Raw genomic sequence first — 18,953 nt, 5'->3', positions numbered from 1 at the left:
ATTTTTGTTTTTTTTATTCTCTATAAAGTTACAAAGATTTTGTTCTTCCGCCATCAACTGGAAGATTAATTCCGTTAATATAAGCAGCGCGTTCACTTGCTAAAAAGGTAATAGCATCAGCCAATTCTTCGGGTTTTGCGAAACGTTTGGCTGGTACAGCACTTTTCATAGCATTGGCCGCTTCTTCTTCTGTATTTCCCGTTTTTGCTGATTTGTTTTTTATGATTTCAGCTAAACGTTCTGTTCCTGTAGCTCCAGGTAAAACGTTATTCACTGTAATCCCAAATTGCCCTAATTCGTTGGCTAAGGTTTTACTCCAGTTAGCCACTGCACCACGAATGGTGTTGCTAACACCTAAACCATCTAAAGGTTGTTTTACAGAGGTTGAAATTACGTTTATGATACGACCATAACCTTCACTTTTCATAAACGGAACGACTGTTTGAACTAAGACATGATTACATTTTAAATGTTGTGTAAAAGCAGATTCAAATTCGTCTACCTCTGCTGAAAAAACAGGACCTCCTTTTGGACCTCCTGTATTATTAACTAAAACATGAAACCCATGATGTTTAGAAACATAGTCTGATACTTTGGCTTTCAATTCCGTAGGGTTTGAAAAATCAGCTACTATATAATCGTGTGGTCTTTGTTGCGGTAACTCGGCTAGTGTAGCTTTTAACTTGTCTTCGTTTCTAGCAATTAGGGTTACTTGAACACCTTCTGCCGCTAAAGCTAGTGCTGTTGCTTTTCCTATTCCTGCTGTGCTTCCGCAAACTAATGCGTATTTGTTGTTTAATTGTAAATCCATAATATTTCCTGCAAAGGCAGGAATCTTTTTATTGTAATACTAAAATATGATCAGTACTATCTATAATTAATAATTTCGTTTCAATTTATGAGATTCCCACTTTCGTGGGAACTAGTATTTTATACAAACATTCTTAGCTTCCGTAAAAAATCGTAAGGCTTCAAATCCACCTTCGCGTCCAACTCCAGAAGCTTTTACTCCTCCAAAGGGTGTTCTTAAATCGCGCATCATCCAAGTGTTTACCCAAACAATTCCTGCTTGCAGTTGGTGACTTAATTTCATGGTGCGTTTTAAATCATTGGTCCATAATGTCGCTGAAAGTCCGTATTTAACTTTGTTGGCCATTTCTAAAACCTCGTCTTCAGTATTGAATGGCATAATGGTGACGACAGGTCCAAAAATTTCTTCTTGGTTCACTCTGCAGTCGTCATTAGGAACTTCAATAACTGTTGGTTCTAAATAATAACCGTTTTCATAACCTTTAACAGTAACTTCATTACCACCACATAACAATTTTCCATTTTCTTCTTTAGCGATTTCAATATAGTCTTTTACTTTCTCTAAATGAGGTTTAGATACTAATGCTCCAATATTGGTGTCTTCATTCGAAGGATGTCCAACTTTTAATGCTTTTACTTTAGCTACAAAATCAGTTTTAAATTTTTCATAAATAGAAGCTTCTACAAAAATGCGACTGCCACATAAACAAATTTGCCCTTGATTAGCAAATGATGAGCGAACCGTTGTATTCAGCATGTCTTCATAATCACAATCTGCAAAAATGATATTTGGATTTTTTCCTCCTAATTCTAAAGATAATTTTTTGAACATTGGTGCAGCTATTTTGGCAATGTGCGCTCCAGTTGCTGTGCCTCCTGTAAATGAAATGGCTTTAATATCTTGATGTTCAATTATGGCTTGTCCTGTTGAGGTTCCTAGTCCGTGAACAATATTTAACACGCCTTTTGGCAAGCCAGCTTCATTACAAATTTCGCCTAATAAATAAGCGGTCATTGGTGTGACTTCACTTGGTTTGGCAACCACACAATTTCCTGCGGCAAGCGCTGGTGCAATTTTCCAAGTAAACAAGTAGAGTGGAAGGTTCCAAGGTGAAATACAGCCTACAACACCAATGGGTTGGCGTAAGGTGTAATTTATGGCTTGTTGTCCTACGGATTCATGACTTTCACTTGCAAATTGTGTAATCGCATTTCCAAAGAATCTAAAGTTACTTGCAGCTCTTGGAATATCAACCGCTTTTGCTAAACTGACAGGTTTTCCGTTGTCTTTACTTTCTGCTTCTGCAAAACGCTGTAAGTTAGCTTCTAGTAATTCTGAAATTTTAATTAAGATTCTGCTTCGTTCTTCTAGCGTCGTTTTACTCCAAGTTGGAAAAGCAGATTTTGCTGAGATATAGGCATTTTCAACATCTTCTTTTGATGAGTTAGGTATTTGGCCGTAAACTTCCCCATTAGATGGATTGTAGTTGTCTATCCAATTGTCTTGAACTGGATTTTGGAAATTGCCGTTTATGTAGTTTTGAATGTTCACTCTAAATAGTTTTCTATGTCTTCTTTTAGTTTTTCTGCTTCAAGGTTGACTTCAGTTAAGATTTCCAAATAAGAAATATTTACACCTAAAAAAACTTTTAATGATTGTATATATTCTTTGTCTTTTTTTAGCGTTTCAAAATCATTAGGGATTAATTTCTCGAGAGAATTTTCATCAAAAACAGATGTATATTTTTTTCTGTAATTATCTATCATGTAACTATAAAAATCTAAATGTACTTCTTTAAAACGACCTTTGGTTTCTTTAATTGACGAGGTGTGAAATTCTCCTATTGAAGATCGTAATTTAGGATCTTCAACAAGGTCTGTTCCTATGGATACTAAAGATTGATAACCACTAGTTTTAAAATGAATATCATCGTAAGCGTTTATAGATCTAAAAGTATAAGCTAATGAATCGTGATAGGGTTTATTAGTTTCTAGGATATCAATTACTGTATGAATTGAATTAATAGTTCTTTTTAAATTATTGGTTCTTGTATTGATAACTCTATCTAAATCTTGAAGTGTAAATTCTAAATCTGATATAATTTCTGTTAAGACTTGTTGTTCTTTTTCTCTTGTTTTTTTAGCCTCATTCCAATTGTTAAATTGTAATGCCATAGCAATACCAATAAATACTAAAATAATTTCTCCAACGGCATAGATTAAGTACTTCTTAAATTTGTTTTCAGAAAGTAATGACTGTCTAATATGTCTGAAGAATTTAATCATTTATTGAGGTTTATAAGCCATAACCTTAATTTCAACCACCAAATCAGGATGTGGTAACTGATGCACAGCAACGGTTGTTCTCGTTGGTCCTGTTTCTTTTTCAAAGAATTCTGCGTAAGCTTTGTTGTAATCTGCAAAGTCATTCATATTGACTAAAAACGAGGTGACATCCACCACATCTTTTAAGCTTGCTCCAACTTTAGCTAAGTTCTTGTTTATGTTTTTTAAGACTTCTTGGGTTTGCGTGTAGGCATTTAAGCGTTTTGTTCCCATCTCGTCAATGATATCTACGCCTGCGATGCTGTTGTCTGGTCGACGAGAACTTGTGCCTGAAACGAAAATAAAATCGCCAACTTGTTTTACGTGTGGATAGGCTCCTCTTGGTGTTACTCCTGTCCCTGCAGAAGCAGGGCTCTTATCATTTGTTTTACTCATGTTTTCTTTTTTACTTGTTCATTTTGTCTTGATACAACTGCGAAGCACATCATGAGCTCCATAAAATAAGCATCTGCGAATAAACGAACCAAAAATTCAAAACGATTTATTATGAAATTGCTAAAGCACCACTCGCTTTCGAAGCTACATGCTTGAAGCTTCGCTTCGCAGTTTCGCTTCTTCGCTCTTTATTTCTGAAAATCGTTGCTTCCGATAATATCGGAATATGGGACATTAACTTTTGTTGATTTTTGTTTTCTTCCCGAGTTATATTTTAATCTTTGCTAACTGCTAACTGCTAACTGCTAACTGCTAACTGCTAACTGCTAACTGCTAACTGCTAACTGCTAACTGCTAATGCAATTCCGCAATCCGATCGTCTTCTAAAATCGCTTCAGTTTCTGCTTTTACTTTATCTAAAATGTCTTTTAAATCATCTTCAGTTGATATAATTTTATCAGTTAACATATTCAAAATAGCCTTGTCTTGTGCTCGTCCTTTTAACATGGCTTCTCTATAACCAATGTCTTCGTTAAAGGTAACCAAACTATATTTTGATGAATAGGCACTAGGAAATTCTTTTTCTAAAGCCATTTCAATTTTTCGTTTTTCTTGAAATATTGGATTTGCAACATGACCTTTCATTTCATGGAAATTGTCAATGGCTAAATCGGCAATGGCATCCGTGTCTTTCTTTCTGTTTTTCTCGTAAGCTTCAAACGTAGCTTCCCAATTATCTAGATTTTGATCTAGTACTTTATCAAATTCAACCACATCTTCAAATGAGGCATTCATACCTTGACCATAAAAAGGCACAATGGCATGTGCAGAATCTCCCATTAATAAGGTGTTGCCTTTATAATGCCAAGGGGAACATTTTACGGTTCCTAAAGCTGCTGTTGGGTTTTCGAAAAAGTCCTCTACCAAATTCGGCATGATTTCTAAAGCATCTGGGAATTCTTTTTGGAAGAATTCTGTGACGATTTCTGGTGTCGTTAAATTATTAAAATTGTATTCTCCCTCGTTGTAACTTAAAAATAAAGTGACTGTAAAACTACCGTCTAAATTTGGTAAAGCGATAAGCATAAAACTACTTCTTGGCCAAATGTGTAACGCATTTTTATAGGTTTTGTAACCACCATCTTCTTTTGGTAAAAAGGTTAATTCCTTATAACCGTGACTTAAATACTCTTGTGAAAAACTGAATAGGAATTTATGACTTAAATAATAGCTTTTTCGTAATGCGGATCCAGCTCCATCTGTGGCGATAATACAATCTGCATCTTCAATAAACTCTTCTTTAGAATTGTAATCTTGAAATAAGGCTGTGGTTTTTTCGAAATCTACAGAGTTACATTTCTTGTTGAAATGAATGGTGACATTATCATGCTTTTCGGCTTCAGTTAAAAGTAAACCGTTGAGTTCACCTCTAGAAATGGAATTGATATATTCATAATCTCTTCCACTGTAATTAGATAAAAACGTGTTGCCTTCTTTGTCGTGAATCATTCTGCCGTTCATAGGAATGCACAATGCTTTCACTTTATCTTCAATACCAACGAGTTTCATGGCTTTGTTTCCACGGTCCGAAAATGCTAAATTTATAGAACGACCTGCAGAAATATCTGTGGTTCTTAGGTCTGGACGCATTTCGTAAACAGTGACGTTGTAGCCTCTTTGCCCTAGTCTTAATGCTAATAGGCTTCCGCAAAGTCCTGCGCCTATGATTAATATGTTTTGTTGTTTCTTCATAGTGTTCTGTCTGGTCGAGCGCAGTCGAGACCTAATTAGACCTCTCGACTGCGTTCGAGGTGACATTTAGTTTTTATTCAAAATAACTTTCATTTTTTCAACCATCAAATAAACATCTTCAAATGAATTATATAACGGTACAGGTGCACATCTTATAACATCTGGTTCTCTCCAATCGCTAATGACTCCGGCTTCGGTTAATTTATCGTGTAATGATTTATCAGCGTTTAAAACTTGAATAGATAACTGACAACCACGTTCATCAGGATTTTCTGGTGTGATAATTCTTATAGTATCTTCTCCTAAGTCTTTCAGTAAATACTCGAAATAACCCGTTAGTTTTTTCGATTTTTCAATCAGTTTTTCAATACCAACTTCGTTAAACATATCTAAAGACGCTTTAATGGCGGCCATTGATAAAATAGGTGGATTACTTAATTGCCAGCCTTCGGCTCCAGGTAATACGTCAAACTCATGGCGCATATTAAAACGTGTGTCTTTGTTGTGGCTCCACCAACCTGTAAATCGGTTGAGGTCTTTGTCGTAAGCGTGTCGCTCATGGACAAAACAACCCGACAAACTTCCAGGTCCAGAATTCATGTATTTATAAGTACACCATACGGCGAAATCGGCACCAGAATTATGTAAGTCTAAATTAACGTTTCCTGCACCATGTGCACAATCAAATCCGACTTTACAACCATAACTGTGTCCTAAGTCTGTAATACGCTTAAAGTCGAAAAACTGCCCTGTGTAATAATTGACACCTCCAATCATTATTAATGCAATCTCGTTACCGTGTGTTTTTAAAATAGCTTCTAAGTCGTCATAATTTAGTAATTCTTCACCCTCTCTTGGTTGCCAGAGAATTAAACCTTCTTTATCATCATAGCCATGATGTCTTAATTGCGATTCTACGGCATATTTATCTGAAGGAAAGGCATCACTTTCGATTAGAATTTTATAACGTTCTTTAGTTGGTTTGTAAAAAGACGCCATCATAAAATGCAAATTTGCCGTTAAAGAGTTCATAGTGACCACTTCAATAGGTTTTGCGCCAACTAATTTTGCTGTGGCTTCTGTTAGGAATTCATGATATGGTAACCAAGGGTTTTTGGCATCTGTATGACCTTCTACACCTAGATTTGCCCAATCTTCTAGTTCTTGATTGATATAAGACTTTGTAGATTTGGGTTGAAGTCCCAAAGAGTTGCCACAAAGGTAAATAAGTTCATTTCCGTGTTTGTCTTTTGGAATATGAAATTGAGTTCTATAATGAGATAATTCGTCTAATTTGTCTTGCGCCTTAGCATAATCAAGACTGGGGTTGTAGTTGGACAATTTGAAAGGTTTTTCGGTTTGTAACAAAAATAGCATAATTATATTAAATTTCCGTTAATCGATTAATTCAGAAAGTGTCATAAGAATTAAAAAGAATTAAATAGTTTTACGCACATTTTTTCGGCTAAATAAATAGCGAATAATAATTTTGTATATGCTAAAAAAACTTTGGTTGTCCTATCGCCAATGGTATATTGAGTATAGTGGTTTTTCTAATCAAAAAGAAAAAGAAGACTTAACCTATTTTAGAGACAAACTGTTTGTCTCTATTTTAATATTAACCCTTGCCTTAAGTTTAATATCTTATATTCCTAGTGCAGGAATGGCTATTGCATTAGATAAAGACTTTGTTTTTGTAATAGATACTGTAGCTGTTTTAGTTATGCTGTTTTTGCTTTTTAATAAACGAATGCATCTAACAACAAAGAAAACTCTTTTTTCCATCAATTTGTTTTTGTTGTCTTTTGCTTTAATTATAGATCTAGGGCTTAATGGTAATGGAACTATTTTGCTTTTTATGCTTAGCATTTTAATAACACTTTATAGTGGAAAAAAAGCAGGTGTTAATTCTGTTGTAGTATCTGCAGTGTTTTATGCTATTGTATTGATTGTTGATTATGTTAAGTGGGTAGATATTCGGTTTTTTTCAGAGTCACCAATAGAAATATTATTTGTTGTCTTTATTAATAATGTACTTTTTGGACTGCTTACAGTTCTTTCAGTTTCGTTTTTAGTAGATCGTTTGCACAATGCATTATTAAAAGAAAATCAATTACAAGAAGAACTTCTTGAAAAGCATAAAAATGTAATTATTGCAAAAGAGCGTGCAGAAGAGTCCGATCAGTTAAAATCAGCATTTTTGACCAATATGAGTCACGAAATTAGAACACCAATGTATGGTATTTTGGGTAGTGCTGAACTTTTAAAAGCTTATCACAAGCAAGATGAAGAATACCAAGAATATGTTAAGGTGATAGAAGGGAGTGGTAATGAGTTATTAGATGTAATTACAGATATTTTGAATATATCTAAGATTGAAACAGGTCTAATGACTGTTAGAAAATCGTTGTTTAGTGTGAACGAGAGTATTCGGTCAATTTATGAGTTGTTCTTGCCAGAAGCAGAAATGAAAAATGTTGCGTTTACATTAAATAATTTTATTCCAGAAAGTGAGAGTCTAATAAATTCAGATAATGATAAGCTTACAGCAGTATTAAAGCATTTAATAGAGAATGCTATAAAGTACACTTCTAAAGGCGATAGAATTTATGTTAGTTGTAGTTTGGATAGTTCTGCGTCTCAATTAGAATTTTTTATAAAAGATACAGGTGTTGGTATTCCTGAAGATAAAAAAGAGACTATTTTTAATCCTTTTTATCAGGTTGATGTCGGTAATAAAAATGCTCTTCATGGCTCTGGTATTGGCTTATCTATATCTAAAGCCTATATAGAAATGTTAGGAGGAAACTTAATTTTAGAAAGTGAAACAGGAGTAGGAACCTCTTTTAGATTTAATGTCGCTATTGATTTGCAAAGCGTTTAAGTCTGTTTCTTCTTATATGTCTCAAGAAAAAAGCACTTCAATATAAAAAATTGAAGTGCTTTTAATATATATATAGACGCCCTAAGGCGGAAAATGTAAGCTATGTATTTTAAGTTAAAACTTAGAACACGAATCTTACATTATAGATTGCAAAAATACAGCCTTATTTCTGATCATCCAAAGTGATACTGACATCTGTAAAATACAAATTCCAGTTGCCACCTTCTTGCTTGTGATCTGTCGCTATTTTAATGCCATTGTAATCTTTGTAATTTTCAAAAGTTGTAGTTAGTGAAGGTTCTGCTGAATTACCTTTTCTGTAAATCCATTCTCTTATTATAAATTGTTCATCATAAAAAATATCATAAGCATCGCCTGGTGTGTAACCGCCTTCGTTAGAATAGGTAAGGGTTATCCTATTTAATTCGGTTTTGCTAATTGGAGCTTGTGCTTTTGTGGGTTCAGAAATTGTAGCAGAAGTGTCCCATACCAATTGAAAAGGAACCAAAAGCCAGAATTTATCATTAATAAAGCCTCTATCATTGGCTATTAGTGTACTGTCCATATGCTTTCTGGAATATCGTTGTTCTCCATGTAAAGATTCAAAAAGTACTTCATCGCTTTTAGGATACCAAGACCAAGACCGTCCTTTTCCATTTCTAGTATCGGTATCTACTTGAAAGGTGAATTTTATTTCAGAGACATTCTTCCAATGTTCAAAACCATGGGCGTTTGCAATTTTTTTAGCTATGGATAATTCTTGAGTGTCGGTTTTTAAGCTTGTTTGTTGTGGATCAGATTTACAGTTCAAAACAAGTAGTAAACAGATGAGACCTAGATTTAATGACTTCATATTAAAAAAGATATAGTAAATTACACGCTAAATTAATCAACCATGAAAGACGACACTAATTATTTTGAAGTAAATAAGGCTACTTGGAATAAAAAAGTAGCCATACATGCTCAAAGTGAAATGTATAATATGGACGCTTTTAAAGCGGGAAAAACATCATTAATGCCTTATGAGTTAAAGGCGTTGGGTGATGTAAACGGGAAGTCGTTATTGCATTTGCAGTGTCATTTTGGTCAAGATACATTGAGTTGGAGTCGGATGGGAGCAAAGTGTACTGGTGTAGATTTGAGTAATGAAGGTGTGAAATTAGCGAAGGAATTAAATACCGAATTACAACTCGATGCAGAATTTGTATGCTGCAATGTTTTAGAGACTTCTAAACATATTTCTGAAACTTTTGATATTGTATTTACCAGTTACGGAACTATTGGTTGGTTGCCAGATTTAAAGCCTTGGGCTAAAATGATTGCAGAACGCTTAAACGTTGGAGGAATATTTTACATTGTAGAATTTCATCCTATTGCATGGATGTTTGATTATGTGGATGGGCAACCAAAAATGATATATCATTACAGTCAAGATGAAGTGATTTATGACGAATATGAAGGGACTTATGCTAATCAGGATTCAAAAATGGTAAGTAAAGAGTATGGTTGGAATCATGGCTTAAGCGAAGTTGTTAACTCGCTTATTGAAGCCGGTTTGCAAATTGACTATCTTAATGAATATGACGAAAGTCCTTATGATGTATTTCCAGATTTAATAAAAACGGAATCCGGAATGTATAAGATGAAGCATCAATTGTTCCCTATGATTTTTGAGTTGAAGGCCACAAAAATCTAGTCGTTTTTTTATGACGCAACGCCGCAGAAATTGAGTGTTAACTCGTTTTTAAGCTAAATGTAAACACTCACTTACCGATTAATAAATTTTAATTTGAATACAATAAAACGTCTAATCTTTCTACTTAGTATCAATTTTTGTGCAGCTCAAAGCATTAATGGAGTTGTAAAAGATTCTTTAACAGGTGAAGCTATAGCGTATGCAAATATTCTTTTAAAGAACGGGAAAGGAACCTACTCAGATGAATTAGGAAGCTTTAAGCTGAAGGTAAAAAATGTTCATACAGATACTTTAAAGGTTTCAACAATAGGCTATCAATCGAAATTGATAGCAGTTAATGTATTTAAGAATAACTTGACGTATGAAGTTCTACTAGCACCTAAAACTGAAGGTTTAGATGAGGTTCTTATTTCTAGTAAAAAGCTAAAATATGGCAAAAAGGAAATTTTAGGTGAACAGCGTGACGGCAATCAGAGTGTAACGTCTTTAATTGGATATGAAACCGCGGTTTTAATTGAGAATCTTAAAAATAAAACAGGAAAAGTAAAAAGGGTTTACATCAACCTAAAAAATCGAAAAGATGCTGAATATATAGCCACTTTTAATGTGAAATTTTATCAGTTTGATTCTATTGCAAATGCACCAGGAGAATTATTGTATAATGAAAATATATACGTTCATCCTAAAAATAAAAAATATAAATTATGGGTTAATGTTGAAGATTTAGGCATTCCCTTTCCTGAAAATGGAATGTGTGTAGGTGTAGAAATGGTTAATGCACATGGTAAAGTAAAAAAGTACGCTTATTTTGGTCCCATGTATAGGTATACATTTACAGAGGATAAGACGTTGCAGACTTGGTCTAATTACCATAACTCAGGCTGGAGGCGAGGCGCTATTGATTATAAAAATCCGAAACGCACTAAAGTGGGATTTTTAAATCCTATGATAGGGGTTGAAGTGGAGTATCTTTTAGAATAAGTTTTTTTATAATTGTTTAAGACCTGTGGTCTTATTATTTAATGGTTTTTATTCTCCTTCAATAACTCAGGGAATTTAGCTTTGAATTTATTTAATCTCGGAATAGAAACATTTCTTATATAGCCTTGATTAGGATGTAAGCGTTCATAGTTTTGGTGGTAATCTTCGGCAATCCAAAATTTTTGGAAAGGATAAACTTCAGCGGCTATAGTGGTATCTAATTCTTTGGCTAATGCTGCTTTTTTATCTTCTATGATTTGCTTTTGTTCATCGTTTTGATAAAAGATAATAGAGCGGTATTGCGAGCCATGATCTGGTCCTTGGCCATTAACTTGAGTAGGATTCTGAGAACCAAAATACACATCTACCAAAGTTGCAAAACTTACGACTTCAGGATCATAAATAATTTCTACAGCTTCTGCGTGGCCGGTTTTACCCGTATTGCTTGCTTCATAAGTTGGGTTTTCAGTATATCCACCAGCATATCCTGAAATAGATTCTTCAACGCCTTTTACACTCTCAAAAATTGCTTCTACACACCAAAAGCAACCACTTGCAAAATAAGCTTTTGCTTTACCGTCTTTTAACGGCACCACTACGGGTTCTGCGTCGATTACAGCTTGTTGCTTTGGGTTTGTTTGTGCTTGGTTGTGACAACTGAACACTAAGGTTATAGTTAAAATACTTAGTAATTTTTTCATGCTTTAATTTTCTTTAATTAAGTAGTCGTAGAAAATTGTAAATCCTTATTTTAAATTATTATAAAATTATATTAAATAAAAAAAGCCTTTGCGTTGGCAAAGGCTTAGATATATGATGTGTTGAATGTTTATTTACTAAGTTTAGCAAATAATTTATTCATTTTTACTTTTTCTTCTTCAGCTAGTGCAGCATCAACTAAGATACGTCCACTATGCTCGTCAGTAATTACTTTCTTACGAGAAGCAATTTCTACTTGCACTTGTGGTGGAATAGTAAAGAAAGAACCTCCAGATGCTCCACGCTCAATAGCAACAACAGCTAAACCATTTTTAACGTTGTTTCTAATTCTAAGGTATGCTTTAACAAGACGCTCATCAATTTTCTTTTGAAAATCTAATGATTTGTTGATAAGTGCTTCTTCTTCTTTTTCTGTTTCTTTTAAAATTTCGTTTAGTTCACCTTTTTTGTGTTTAAGGTGAGCATTACGATCTTTTAAACGGTCTTTAGTTTCAGAAATGACTACTTTTTTCTGCTCTATCTGAGCTTTAAATTCTTTGATGTGCTTTTCAGCTAATTGAATTTCTAATTCTTGAAATTCAACCTCTTTTGTCAATGAGTTGTATTCTCTGTTATTTCTAACATTTTTTTGTTGCTCACTGTATTTTGTGATTAAAGATTTTGCTTCTTCAATTAAGTTTTTCTTTCCTTTAATCTCATCGTCAATAATAGCAAGACTATCATTTAACTTTTCCAATCTTAAGTTAAGCCCTTCAACTTCGTCTTCTAAATCTCTAACTTCTAAAGGAAGCTCACCTCTGACATTTCTTATTTCGTCTACTCTAGAGTCAATTAATTGTAAATCATATAGTGCTCTTAATCGCTCTTCAACAGAAACTTCAGCTTTTTTTGCCATAATTATAAATACTTTATCGGATTTGTATTTTTCTTTGATAAAATGATTGCAAAATTAGTGATTTTTTTCGAGAGATAGTCTACTAAAAACGATTTTGTGAACTGTTCGCTTTCATAATGTCCAATATCTGCTAAAACTATAGCGTTTTCTGCACTAAAAAAGTCGTGGTATTTTAGGTCTGCTGTAATCAAAAGGTCAGCGTTTGCAGCTTTTGCAGCGCTTATGGCAAAACTCCCGGAACCTCCTAAAACGGCGATTCGTTTAATAGGTTTATTTAGCGATTTTGAATGTCTAATACACTCTGTTTGCATTCTAGTTTTAATAAAATTGAGGCATTCTTCGGTTTTCATGGCGTTTTCGAGCTCGCCAATCATGCCTATTCCAATATGCTGATTGTTGTTTTCTAAGGTTGAAATCTCGTAAGCCACTTCTTCATATGGATGCGTTTCAAATAAAGTCTTTAAAATTTTAGATTCTAAATGCTTTTTGAACGTCACGGAAATTGCAGTTTCTTTTTCGGTATGTAATTTTCCTTTTTCACCAATTACCGGATTAGAATCTTCATTTCCTAAATAAGTTCCTTCACCTTCCATATTAAAACTACAAGATTCATAATTACCAATGTTTCCGGCACCAGCTTTAAATAACGCAGTTCTTAGAGATTCTGCATTTGCCTTTGGAACATAAGTTTGTAGTTTTTTTATTGTACCAGATTGTGGAATTAATATTTTTTTGTTTTTTAAACCTAATTGATCACAAATAATAGAATTAACACCTTCAATTGCATTATCTAAAGCTGTATGAATTGAAAAAATTGCAATTTTATGCTGAATGGCTTTAATAACAACACGCTCTACATATGTTTTGCCTGTTAATTTTTTTAAACCTGAAAATATGATAGGATGGAAGCTTACAATAAGATTGCAATTGTTTTCAATAGCTTCATCTACAACAGTTTCTAGTGTGTCTAGTGTGACTAAGATGCCAGAAACAGTTTCATTTTTATCACCTACTAAAAGTCCAACATTATCAAAATCTTCAGCATAAGCTAAAGGTGCTAAATCGTGCAAGTGATTAATTACGTCTTGTATAATCATAAGTGTATATTTGTTTCAAAAATAATATAATTTAGTCGTCGTGAAACATCAATTCTCTATTTTGCCTTTAAAACACTATGGTTATTGTGATGTTCCATGTGACAAAAATATGCTATAAATAAAAACACATGAAGTTTATCCGCATCATATTATTTCCTATTGTACCCATTTATTATGTCATTACTTGGTTGCGTAATTGGCTGTACGATTCTGGATTTAAAACCTCTAAATCGTATGATTTCCCTGTGATTTGTGTTGGTAATCTTAGTACAGGTGGAACAGGGAAAACACCAATGATAGAATATTTAATTAGACTTCTAAAGGACAATAAAGAGCTTGCTACATTAAGTAGAGGTTATAAACGTAAAACAGACGGTTTTGTTTTAGCAGATAAATATGCGAGTGCAGATACTATTGGTGATGAGCCTTTTCAGTTTTATAGAAAGTTTAGTAATGTAACCGTTGCTGTTGACGCTGACCGACAAAATGGAATTGCAGAACTTAGAACTTTAAATTCGTTACCAGAAGTTATTTTGTTAGATGATGCTTTTCAGCATAGAAAAGTAAAAGCGGGATGTAATATTCTACTAACGGCTTATCATAATCTTTATTATAAAGATATTGTTTTGCCTACAGGAAACTTGCGTGAGCCAAGATCTGGAGCAAAAAGGGCCGATTTAATTGTTGTTACAAAATGTAAGAAGGATCTTTCTGAAGCTGAAAAACAGAAGATTACTTCTAAGTTGAAATTAAAAAAACATCAAAAACTATTTTTCAGTTATGTGGATTATGCGACCGATGTGATTTCAGAATATGAAGTGTTAGAGTTAGTAAAGCTTCCAAAATTTACCTTAGTTACAGGTATTGCTAATGCAAAACCATTGGTAGATTTCTTAGTTGAAAAAGGGTTAGAGTTTGATCACATGGAATTTAGCGATCACTATAGTTTTAAAGTTTCAGATATTGAAACCTTAGCTTCAAAATCGTTAATTATTACAACGGAAAAGGACTATGTGCGTTTGTCCGGTTATGAAGAGTTAAAAAGTAAATTGTATTATTTGCCTATTCAAATAAAAATAGATAATTCAGAACAGTTTGATGCTGCGGTTAGTGCGTTTGTTAGTTAAAAAAACTAGATATAATTTTTTCACCGGAAAGAGCAGCATGTAATTTGTCTTCAAAATCCTCTTGTTTAAAAGGTTTAGAAATAATATCATCAAAACCAGCTTCGCCAAATTCGTGCATTTTGTCTTCTAACGTTACTGCTGTTAGGGCAAAAATGGTGAGTTCTTTATCAAAAGTTCTAATGATTTTTGTGGCTTCTAATCCACTAATTCCAGGCATATGAATGTCCATTAAAACAACATCGTATGCTACTTCTTTTACTTGCTCTACTGCAGCTTCACCATTATCAACCACATCACAGTACAGATTCATCTTGTTGAGAATCTTTTTAGTAATCATTTGATTAATCTTGTTGTCTTCTACAATTAGAATTTTAACGTTACTTAAATCCAAACTTTCCATCTTATTAACTTTTTTAACTTCTTCTACTTGAGGTTTTTCGGCGTTTTTATCATACTCTAAAGGAATCTCAAAGACGAATGTAGAACCTTTACCAAGTTCACTCTTTAAGTAAATTTTTCCTTTTAGAATTTGAATTAGTCCTTTTACAATAGATAAACCTAAACCAGTACCTCCGTACTTTCTGTTAATTTGTACAGAGCCTTGAGAGAAGCTGTCAAACATTTGGTCTTGTTTTTCTTTTGTAATACCAATACCATTATCTTCAATTTCAAAGCGAAGATTGTACACGTTGTCTTTGACATCAGTTTTGTACGTTCTCACCCAGATGTCTCCATCTTTTGTGAATTTAATAGCATTACCAAGTAGGTTAATTAAGATTTGGGAAATCTTTAGTTGGTCACCAATAAATGATTCTGGTAGCCCTTCTTCATAGTCAAAATGTATTGTTGTATCTTGATCGTTAGCCGAATTGCTAAGAGCAGATATAACGTTTTCTAATTTATTTTTAAGATTAAAATTTTCAGGATCTAACTCTACTTTATTGGCTTCAATTTTATTAATTTGAAGAATATCGTTGATAAAGGTTAGTAGGTAATCTCCAGAGAATTTTAAAGATTTTAAATGTGGTATTTGGTGCTCTTTAGGGTCTTCGTCCAATAGCATATTCGTAAGTCCTGTAACGGCATATAACGGAGTACGTAACTCATGAGTTACAGTAGATAAGAAGTTAGCTTTTGTTTTAGAAGCTAATTCTGCTTTCTCTTTGGCAACAATAAGCTCATCATTCTTTTTATGAAGCATAGTGTTGGTATTGAGTCTTATATTGTTGTTTTTATACAGAGATAACGTTAATAGCGACAAAATGGTTATTAAGGCAATACTTAAAATTGTTGTGATTTTAGAAAAGGCAGTTTCGGCACTAACTTCGTCTATTTGTGCTTTTAATTGTGCGTTTTCAGCATCTTTATAATTATTAATATATTGGCTAGATATCCCTGGTGCTAAGTTTGCTCGTTTTACATTTAATATAGAATCGGATAGTTGAATATGTTTTTTGATATAACTATGCGAATTTTTATAATCTCCATTTTTTTCATGAATAGCACTCAGAGTAAGGAAAGCCTCATTTACATTTTCTATGATTTTTTGTGATTGGGCAATGGCTAAACCTTCTTCGGTTTGAGATAATGCCATCTTGAGATTATTTAGCTCACTATAAATTTTTCCACTCTGAATTAAAGCACTGCTAAGGCGACGTTTTTGATCGTGTTTCTTGGCTATAAGTATGGTTTTTTCTAATTCTGATTTTGCTTCTTCGTACCGTTTTTGAGCAATATAGATTTTTGCTTCATTGAGTGTGACCTCTGAAATATAAGCTTCTAAGCCTTCTTGTTCAAATAGGTTTTTTGCAGAATTGTAATATTCTAAAGCTTTTTTGTATTCTTCTTGTGTGCTGTGAATTACACCTTTTATATTATAAGTAACAGCAAGGTTGCCATAATCATTATTTTCACGTTGAATTTGAATGGCTTTGTTAAGTGAAATTTTAGCTTGTGATTCCTCATTAACTAAAAATTGAACTTTTGCAATTTTGGTATGAATTGTACCTTGGTTAGACTTATCGTCAATTTTTTCTGCAATTACAAGTGCCTTGTTTAGATTATCTTTAGCATTGTAATAGTCGCCACGATTACTCTCAAGTTTAGCTTGCTCTAAGTGGTTCTGAAGCTTTAATGCTAGCATGTCTTTATCTTCATCGCTATCTTGTTGCGCGAAAATAAGACTACAAAAACATGCTAGAAATACAAATATGTAATATTTGATTTGGGACATTCAGCTCACTTTAATTCAAGCAAATATAATTATTTATTCGATAAAAGTGGCTATTTCTCGGTTAAATTGCAAATTAAATCTAAAATTCTTGAACTATATCCTGTTTCATTATCGTACCAGCCTACTATTTTTACCATGTTACCGATTACTGAAGTCATTTGCGAATCGAAGATGCAAGAGTGTGGATTTCCAACAATATCAATAGATACAATTGGGTCTTCAGTATATTCAAGGATGCCTTTTAGCTGATAATCAGCTGCATTTTTAAATATTTCGTTAACTTTTGAGATAGATGTTGGTTTTTCAACATTTATAGTAATATCTGTTAACGAGCCATTTGCAACTGGTACTCTAATACCACATCCACCAATGACATCAGACAAGTCTGGGAAAATTTTTGTTAGTGCTTTAGCAGCTCCAGTTGTGGTTGGTACTATAGATTGTCCTGCTGCTCTAGCTCGTCTTAGATCTTTGTGCGGTTGATCGTGTAAACTTTGGTCTGTAGTATATGAGTGAATTGTAGTAATATAAGCTTGCTTTATACCAAGATGCTCTTTTATTAGAGCAATCATTGGAGCGGCATTATTTGTAGTACAGGATGCGTTTGATATAATTGTTTCAGAGCCTGTTAATGTGTTATCATTAACACCTAAAACAATTGTTTTAATATCATCTTCTAATGCCGGAACTGATAGAATAACTCTTTTTGCGCCATTTTGTAAATGGTGCTCTAGTTCTGTTTTTGTTTTGAATTTCCCTGTAGATTCAATAACAAAATCTGGTTGAACTTTAGACCAATCTAATGTTTTAGGATGCGATTCTCTATATAAAGGGATTGAAATATTATTTACAATAATATGGTGTTCATCAAAAGAAATCGTGTCTTTTAATACGCCATGAATACTATCGTACTTTAATAAGTGACTTAAGGTTTTAGAATCGGCTAAATCATTAATAGCAACAATTTGTATTTCAGGATGCTCTAAGGCTAATCTAAATACGCGACGGCCAATTCTACCAAAGCCGTTAATGGCTATCGTAATCATTAATTAATATGTTTTTGAGCTTTGTATGAAGATCTTACTAAAGCACTACTTTCTACATGTCTAAAGCCTAAATCTAACCCAATAGCTTTATATTCATCAAACTGATCTGGATTGATAAACTGCTTTACAGGCAAATGTTTTTTACTTGGTTGGAGGTATTGACCAATAGTAACAACATCTACATCGTTAGCTCTTAAATCGTGAAGGGTTTGTATCACTTCTTCACGTTCTTCACCTAGGCCTAACATAATTCCAGATTTGGTTCTACGTTGCCCTTGGGCTTTTAAATATTTTAAAACTCCTAAACTTCTGTCGTATTGCGCTTGTATTCTTACATCACGAGTTAGGCGTCTTACAGTTTCAATATTATGAGACACAACTTCTGGTGCTACATCTATGATGCGATCGATATGTTTTTCAATACCTTGAAAATCTGGAATTAATGTTTCTAATGTTGTTTCAGGATTCATGCGTCTAACTGCTTTTACAGTTTCTGCCCACATAATACTTCCCATATCTTTAAGGTCATCCCTGTCTACACTTGTTAAAACGGCATGTTTAATTTGCATTAACTTTATAGAACGTGCTACTTTTTCTGGTTCGTCCCAATCAACCGTTTCTGGTCGGCCTGTTTTTACACCACAAAAACCACAAGAACGTGTACATACATTTCCTAAAATCATAAATGTAGCTGTACCCTCTCCCCAACATTCGCCCATGTTTGGGCAACTTCCAGACGTACAAATGGTATTTAATTTGTACTTATCTACTAAGGTTCTTAATTCTGTGTATTTTTTGCCAGTTGGTAATTTAACTCTAAGCCATTTTGGTTTACGTTCAGGTAAAATGTTTGAAGCAATTTTGGTTTCCATGCAATTCTCAATTTCAAGACGCAAAGATACGAAGTAAATAATAAAAAAGTTTAGAGTAATGAAGCGGACTTAATACGGTGTAAAAATTATTTGTTGTTTAAACCCTGAAGGCATTCAAT

The 18,953-nt window shown here is 33.5% G+C and carries 17 protein-coding genes; 4 read left to right on the top strand and 13 right to left on the bottom strand.

The genetic code is table 11. From position 1 onward, the window contains the following. Nucleotides 1-28: 28 nt before the first annotated feature. The 6 genes from VDP25_RS05180 to kynU form a co-directional block, all read right to left on the bottom strand. Nucleotides 29-811, bottom strand: coding sequence for an SDR family oxidoreductase (locus VDP25_RS05180; protein ID WP_334467526.1), 783 nt, complete (start codon nt 809-811; stop codon nt 29-31). A 111-nt stretch (nt 812-922) separates the two neighbouring features. Continuing rightward, nucleotides 923-2,362 carry an aldehyde dehydrogenase gene (locus VDP25_RS05175; protein ID WP_334467525.1) on the bottom strand — a complete coding sequence of 480 codons (1,440 nt, stop codon included), beginning with the start codon at nt 2,360-2,362 and terminating at the stop codon, nt 923-925. Further along, entirely contained in the window at nt 2,359-3,096 is a 738-nt protein-coding gene (locus tag VDP25_RS05170) for a DUF6090 family protein (RefSeq protein ID WP_334467523.1), read from the bottom strand. Before VDP25_RS05170 ends, VDP25_RS05175 begins: the two co-directional genes overlap by 4 nt. Then, nucleotides 3,097-3,531: a RidA family protein gene (locus VDP25_RS05165; protein WP_334467522.1), complete on the bottom strand. Its 435-nt coding sequence runs from the start codon at nt 3,529-3,531 to the stop codon at nt 3,097-3,099. It lies immediately after the preceding gene. A 354-nt stretch (nt 3,532-3,885) separates the two neighbouring features. Next, nucleotides 3,886-5,283, bottom strand: coding sequence for an FAD-dependent oxidoreductase (locus tag VDP25_RS05160; RefSeq protein WP_334467520.1), 1,398 nt, complete (start codon nt 5,281-5,283; stop codon nt 3,886-3,888). Nucleotides 5,284-5,349: 66 nt separating this feature from the next. Further along, nucleotides 5,350-6,624 (bottom strand): kynureninase, encoded by a 1,275-nt coding sequence (kynU, locus tag VDP25_RS05155; protein ID WP_334467519.1) that lies wholly within the window; start codon nt 6,622-6,624, stop codon nt 5,350-5,352. 154 nt (nt 6,625-6,778) lie between these two features. Here kynU and VDP25_RS05150 point away from each other — a divergent pair, with 154 nt between their 5' ends. After that, the gene (locus VDP25_RS05150; RefSeq protein WP_334467518.1) at nt 6,779-8,167 is read left to right on the top strand and encodes a sensor histidine kinase; all 1,389 of its coding nucleotides are present in this window, start codon (nt 6,779-6,781) and stop codon (nt 8,165-8,167) included. Between the two features lie 163 nt (nt 8,168-8,330). Here VDP25_RS05150 and VDP25_RS05145 read toward each other — a convergent pair whose 3' ends face one another. Beyond that, nucleotides 8,331-9,020, bottom strand: a complete 690-nt coding sequence (locus VDP25_RS05145) for a hypothetical protein (RefSeq protein ID WP_334467516.1) — start codon at nt 9,018-9,020, stop codon at nt 8,331-8,333. 42 nt (nt 9,021-9,062) lie between these two features. Between VDP25_RS05145 and VDP25_RS05140 the strand changes: the two genes are divergently transcribed. Continuing rightward, a complete protein-coding gene (locus tag VDP25_RS05140) occupies nt 9,063-9,863 on the top strand; it encodes a class I SAM-dependent methyltransferase (RefSeq protein ID WP_334467514.1) in 801 nt (266 codons plus the stop codon). 93 nt (nt 9,864-9,956) lie between these two features. Then, the gene (locus VDP25_RS05135; protein ID WP_334467513.1) at nt 9,957-10,844 is read left to right on the top strand and encodes a carboxypeptidase-like regulatory domain-containing protein; all 888 of its coding nucleotides are present in this window, start codon (nt 9,957-9,959) and stop codon (nt 10,842-10,844) included. Nucleotides 10,845-10,882: 38 nt separating this feature from the next. Here VDP25_RS05135 and msrA read toward each other — a convergent pair whose 3' ends face one another. The 3 genes from msrA to VDP25_RS05120 form a co-directional block, all read right to left on the bottom strand. After that, the gene (gene msrA, locus VDP25_RS05130) at nt 10,883-11,545 is read right to left on the bottom strand and encodes a peptide-methionine (S)-S-oxide reductase MsrA (RefSeq protein ID WP_334467511.1); all 663 of its coding nucleotides are present in this window, start codon (nt 11,543-11,545) and stop codon (nt 10,883-10,885) included. A gap of 128 nt (nt 11,546-11,673) precedes the next feature. Then, a complete protein-coding gene (locus VDP25_RS05125; RefSeq protein WP_215928714.1) occupies nt 11,674-12,459 on the bottom strand; it encodes a zinc ribbon domain-containing protein in 786 nt (261 codons plus the stop codon). Nucleotides 12,460-12,461: 2 nt separating this feature from the next. After that, nucleotides 12,462-13,556 (bottom strand): Nif3-like dinuclear metal center hexameric protein, encoded by a 1,095-nt coding sequence (locus tag VDP25_RS05120; protein ID WP_334467508.1) that lies wholly within the window; start codon nt 13,554-13,556, stop codon nt 12,462-12,464. A gap of 128 nt (nt 13,557-13,684) precedes the next feature. Between VDP25_RS05120 and lpxK the strand changes: the two genes are divergently transcribed. Next, nucleotides 13,685-14,683 (top strand): tetraacyldisaccharide 4'-kinase, encoded by a 999-nt coding sequence (gene lpxK, locus VDP25_RS05115; protein ID WP_334467507.1) that lies wholly within the window; start codon nt 13,685-13,687, stop codon nt 14,681-14,683. On the opposite strand, the gene VDP25_RS05110 is transcribed toward lpxK, so the two are convergent. From VDP25_RS05110 to lipA, 3 genes are read right to left on the bottom strand one after another with little or no spacing between them, the layout of a single operon-like run. Next, nucleotides 14,676-16,916, bottom strand: coding sequence for a tetratricopeptide repeat-containing hybrid sensor histidine kinase/response regulator (locus VDP25_RS05110; protein WP_334467505.1), 2,241 nt, complete (start codon nt 16,914-16,916; stop codon nt 14,676-14,678). The genes lpxK and VDP25_RS05110 overlap by 8 nt on opposite strands. 50 nt (nt 16,917-16,966) lie before the next feature. Next, nucleotides 16,967-17,962: a type I glyceraldehyde-3-phosphate dehydrogenase gene (gene gap, locus VDP25_RS05105; protein ID WP_334467503.1), complete on the bottom strand. Its 996-nt coding sequence runs from the start codon at nt 17,960-17,962 to the stop codon at nt 16,967-16,969. Further along, nucleotides 17,962-18,834: a lipoyl synthase gene (gene lipA, locus VDP25_RS05100; RefSeq protein ID WP_215928723.1), complete on the bottom strand. Its 873-nt coding sequence runs from the start codon at nt 18,832-18,834 to the stop codon at nt 17,962-17,964. Before lipA ends, gap begins: the two co-directional genes overlap by 1 nt. Nucleotides 18,835-18,953: the final 119 nt, after the last annotated feature.

This window comes from Winogradskyella sp. ECml5-4 (assembly GCF_036903175.1).
GTDB lineage: Bacteria > Bacteroidota > Bacteroidia > Flavobacteriales > Flavobacteriaceae > Winogradskyella > Winogradskyella damuponensis.
The sequence above is the reverse complement of the archived record's forward strand: the minus strand, read 5'-3'. Positions and strand labels throughout refer to the sequence as shown.

Bases quoted from the DNA above. Each gene is read 5' to 3' on its own strand.
- VDP25_RS05180 (WP_334467526.1), bottom strand. From the start codon at position 811: ATGGATTTACAATTAAACAACAAATACGCATTAGTTTGCGGAAGCACA.
- VDP25_RS05170 (WP_334467523.1), bottom strand. From the start codon at position 3,096: ATGATTAAATTCTTCAGACATATTAGACAGTCATTACTTTCTGAAAAC.
- VDP25_RS05165 (WP_334467522.1), bottom strand. From the start codon at position 3,531: ATGAGTAAAACAAATGATAAGAGCCCTGCTTCTGCAGGGACAGGAGTA.
- VDP25_RS05160 (WP_334467520.1), bottom strand. From the start codon at position 5,283: ATGAAGAAACAACAAAACATATTAATCATAGGCGCAGGACTTTGCGGA.
- VDP25_RS05150 (WP_334467518.1), top strand. From the start codon at position 6,779: ATGCTAAAAAAACTTTGGTTGTCCTATCGCCAATGGTATATTGAGTAT.
- VDP25_RS05145 (WP_334467516.1), bottom strand. From the start codon at position 9,020: ATGAAGTCATTAAATCTAGGTCTCATCTGTTTACTACTTGTTTTGAAC.
- VDP25_RS05140 (WP_334467514.1), top strand. From the start codon at position 9,063: ATGAAAGACGACACTAATTATTTTGAAGTAAATAAGGCTACTTGGAAT.
- msrA (WP_334467511.1), bottom strand. From the start codon at position 11,545: ATGAAAAAATTACTAAGTATTTTAACTATAACCTTAGTGTTCAGTTGT.
- VDP25_RS05125 (WP_215928714.1), bottom strand. From the start codon at position 12,459: ATGGCAAAAAAAGCTGAAGTTTCTGTTGAAGAGCGATTAAGAGCACTA.
- VDP25_RS05120 (WP_334467508.1), bottom strand. From the start codon at position 13,556: ATGATTATACAAGACGTAATTAATCACTTGCACGATTTAGCACCTTTA.
- lpxK (WP_334467507.1), top strand. From the start codon at position 13,685: ATGAAGTTTATCCGCATCATATTATTTCCTATTGTACCCATTTATTAT.
- VDP25_RS05110 (WP_334467505.1), bottom strand. From the start codon at position 16,916: ATGTCCCAAATCAAATATTACATATTTGTATTTCTAGCATGTTTTTGT.
- gap (WP_334467503.1), bottom strand. From the start codon at position 17,962: ATGATTACGATAGCCATTAACGGCTTTGGTAGAATTGGCCGTCGCGTA.
- lipA (WP_215928723.1), bottom strand. From the start codon at position 18,834: ATGGAAACCAAAATTGCTTCAAACATTTTACCTGAACGTAAACCAAAA.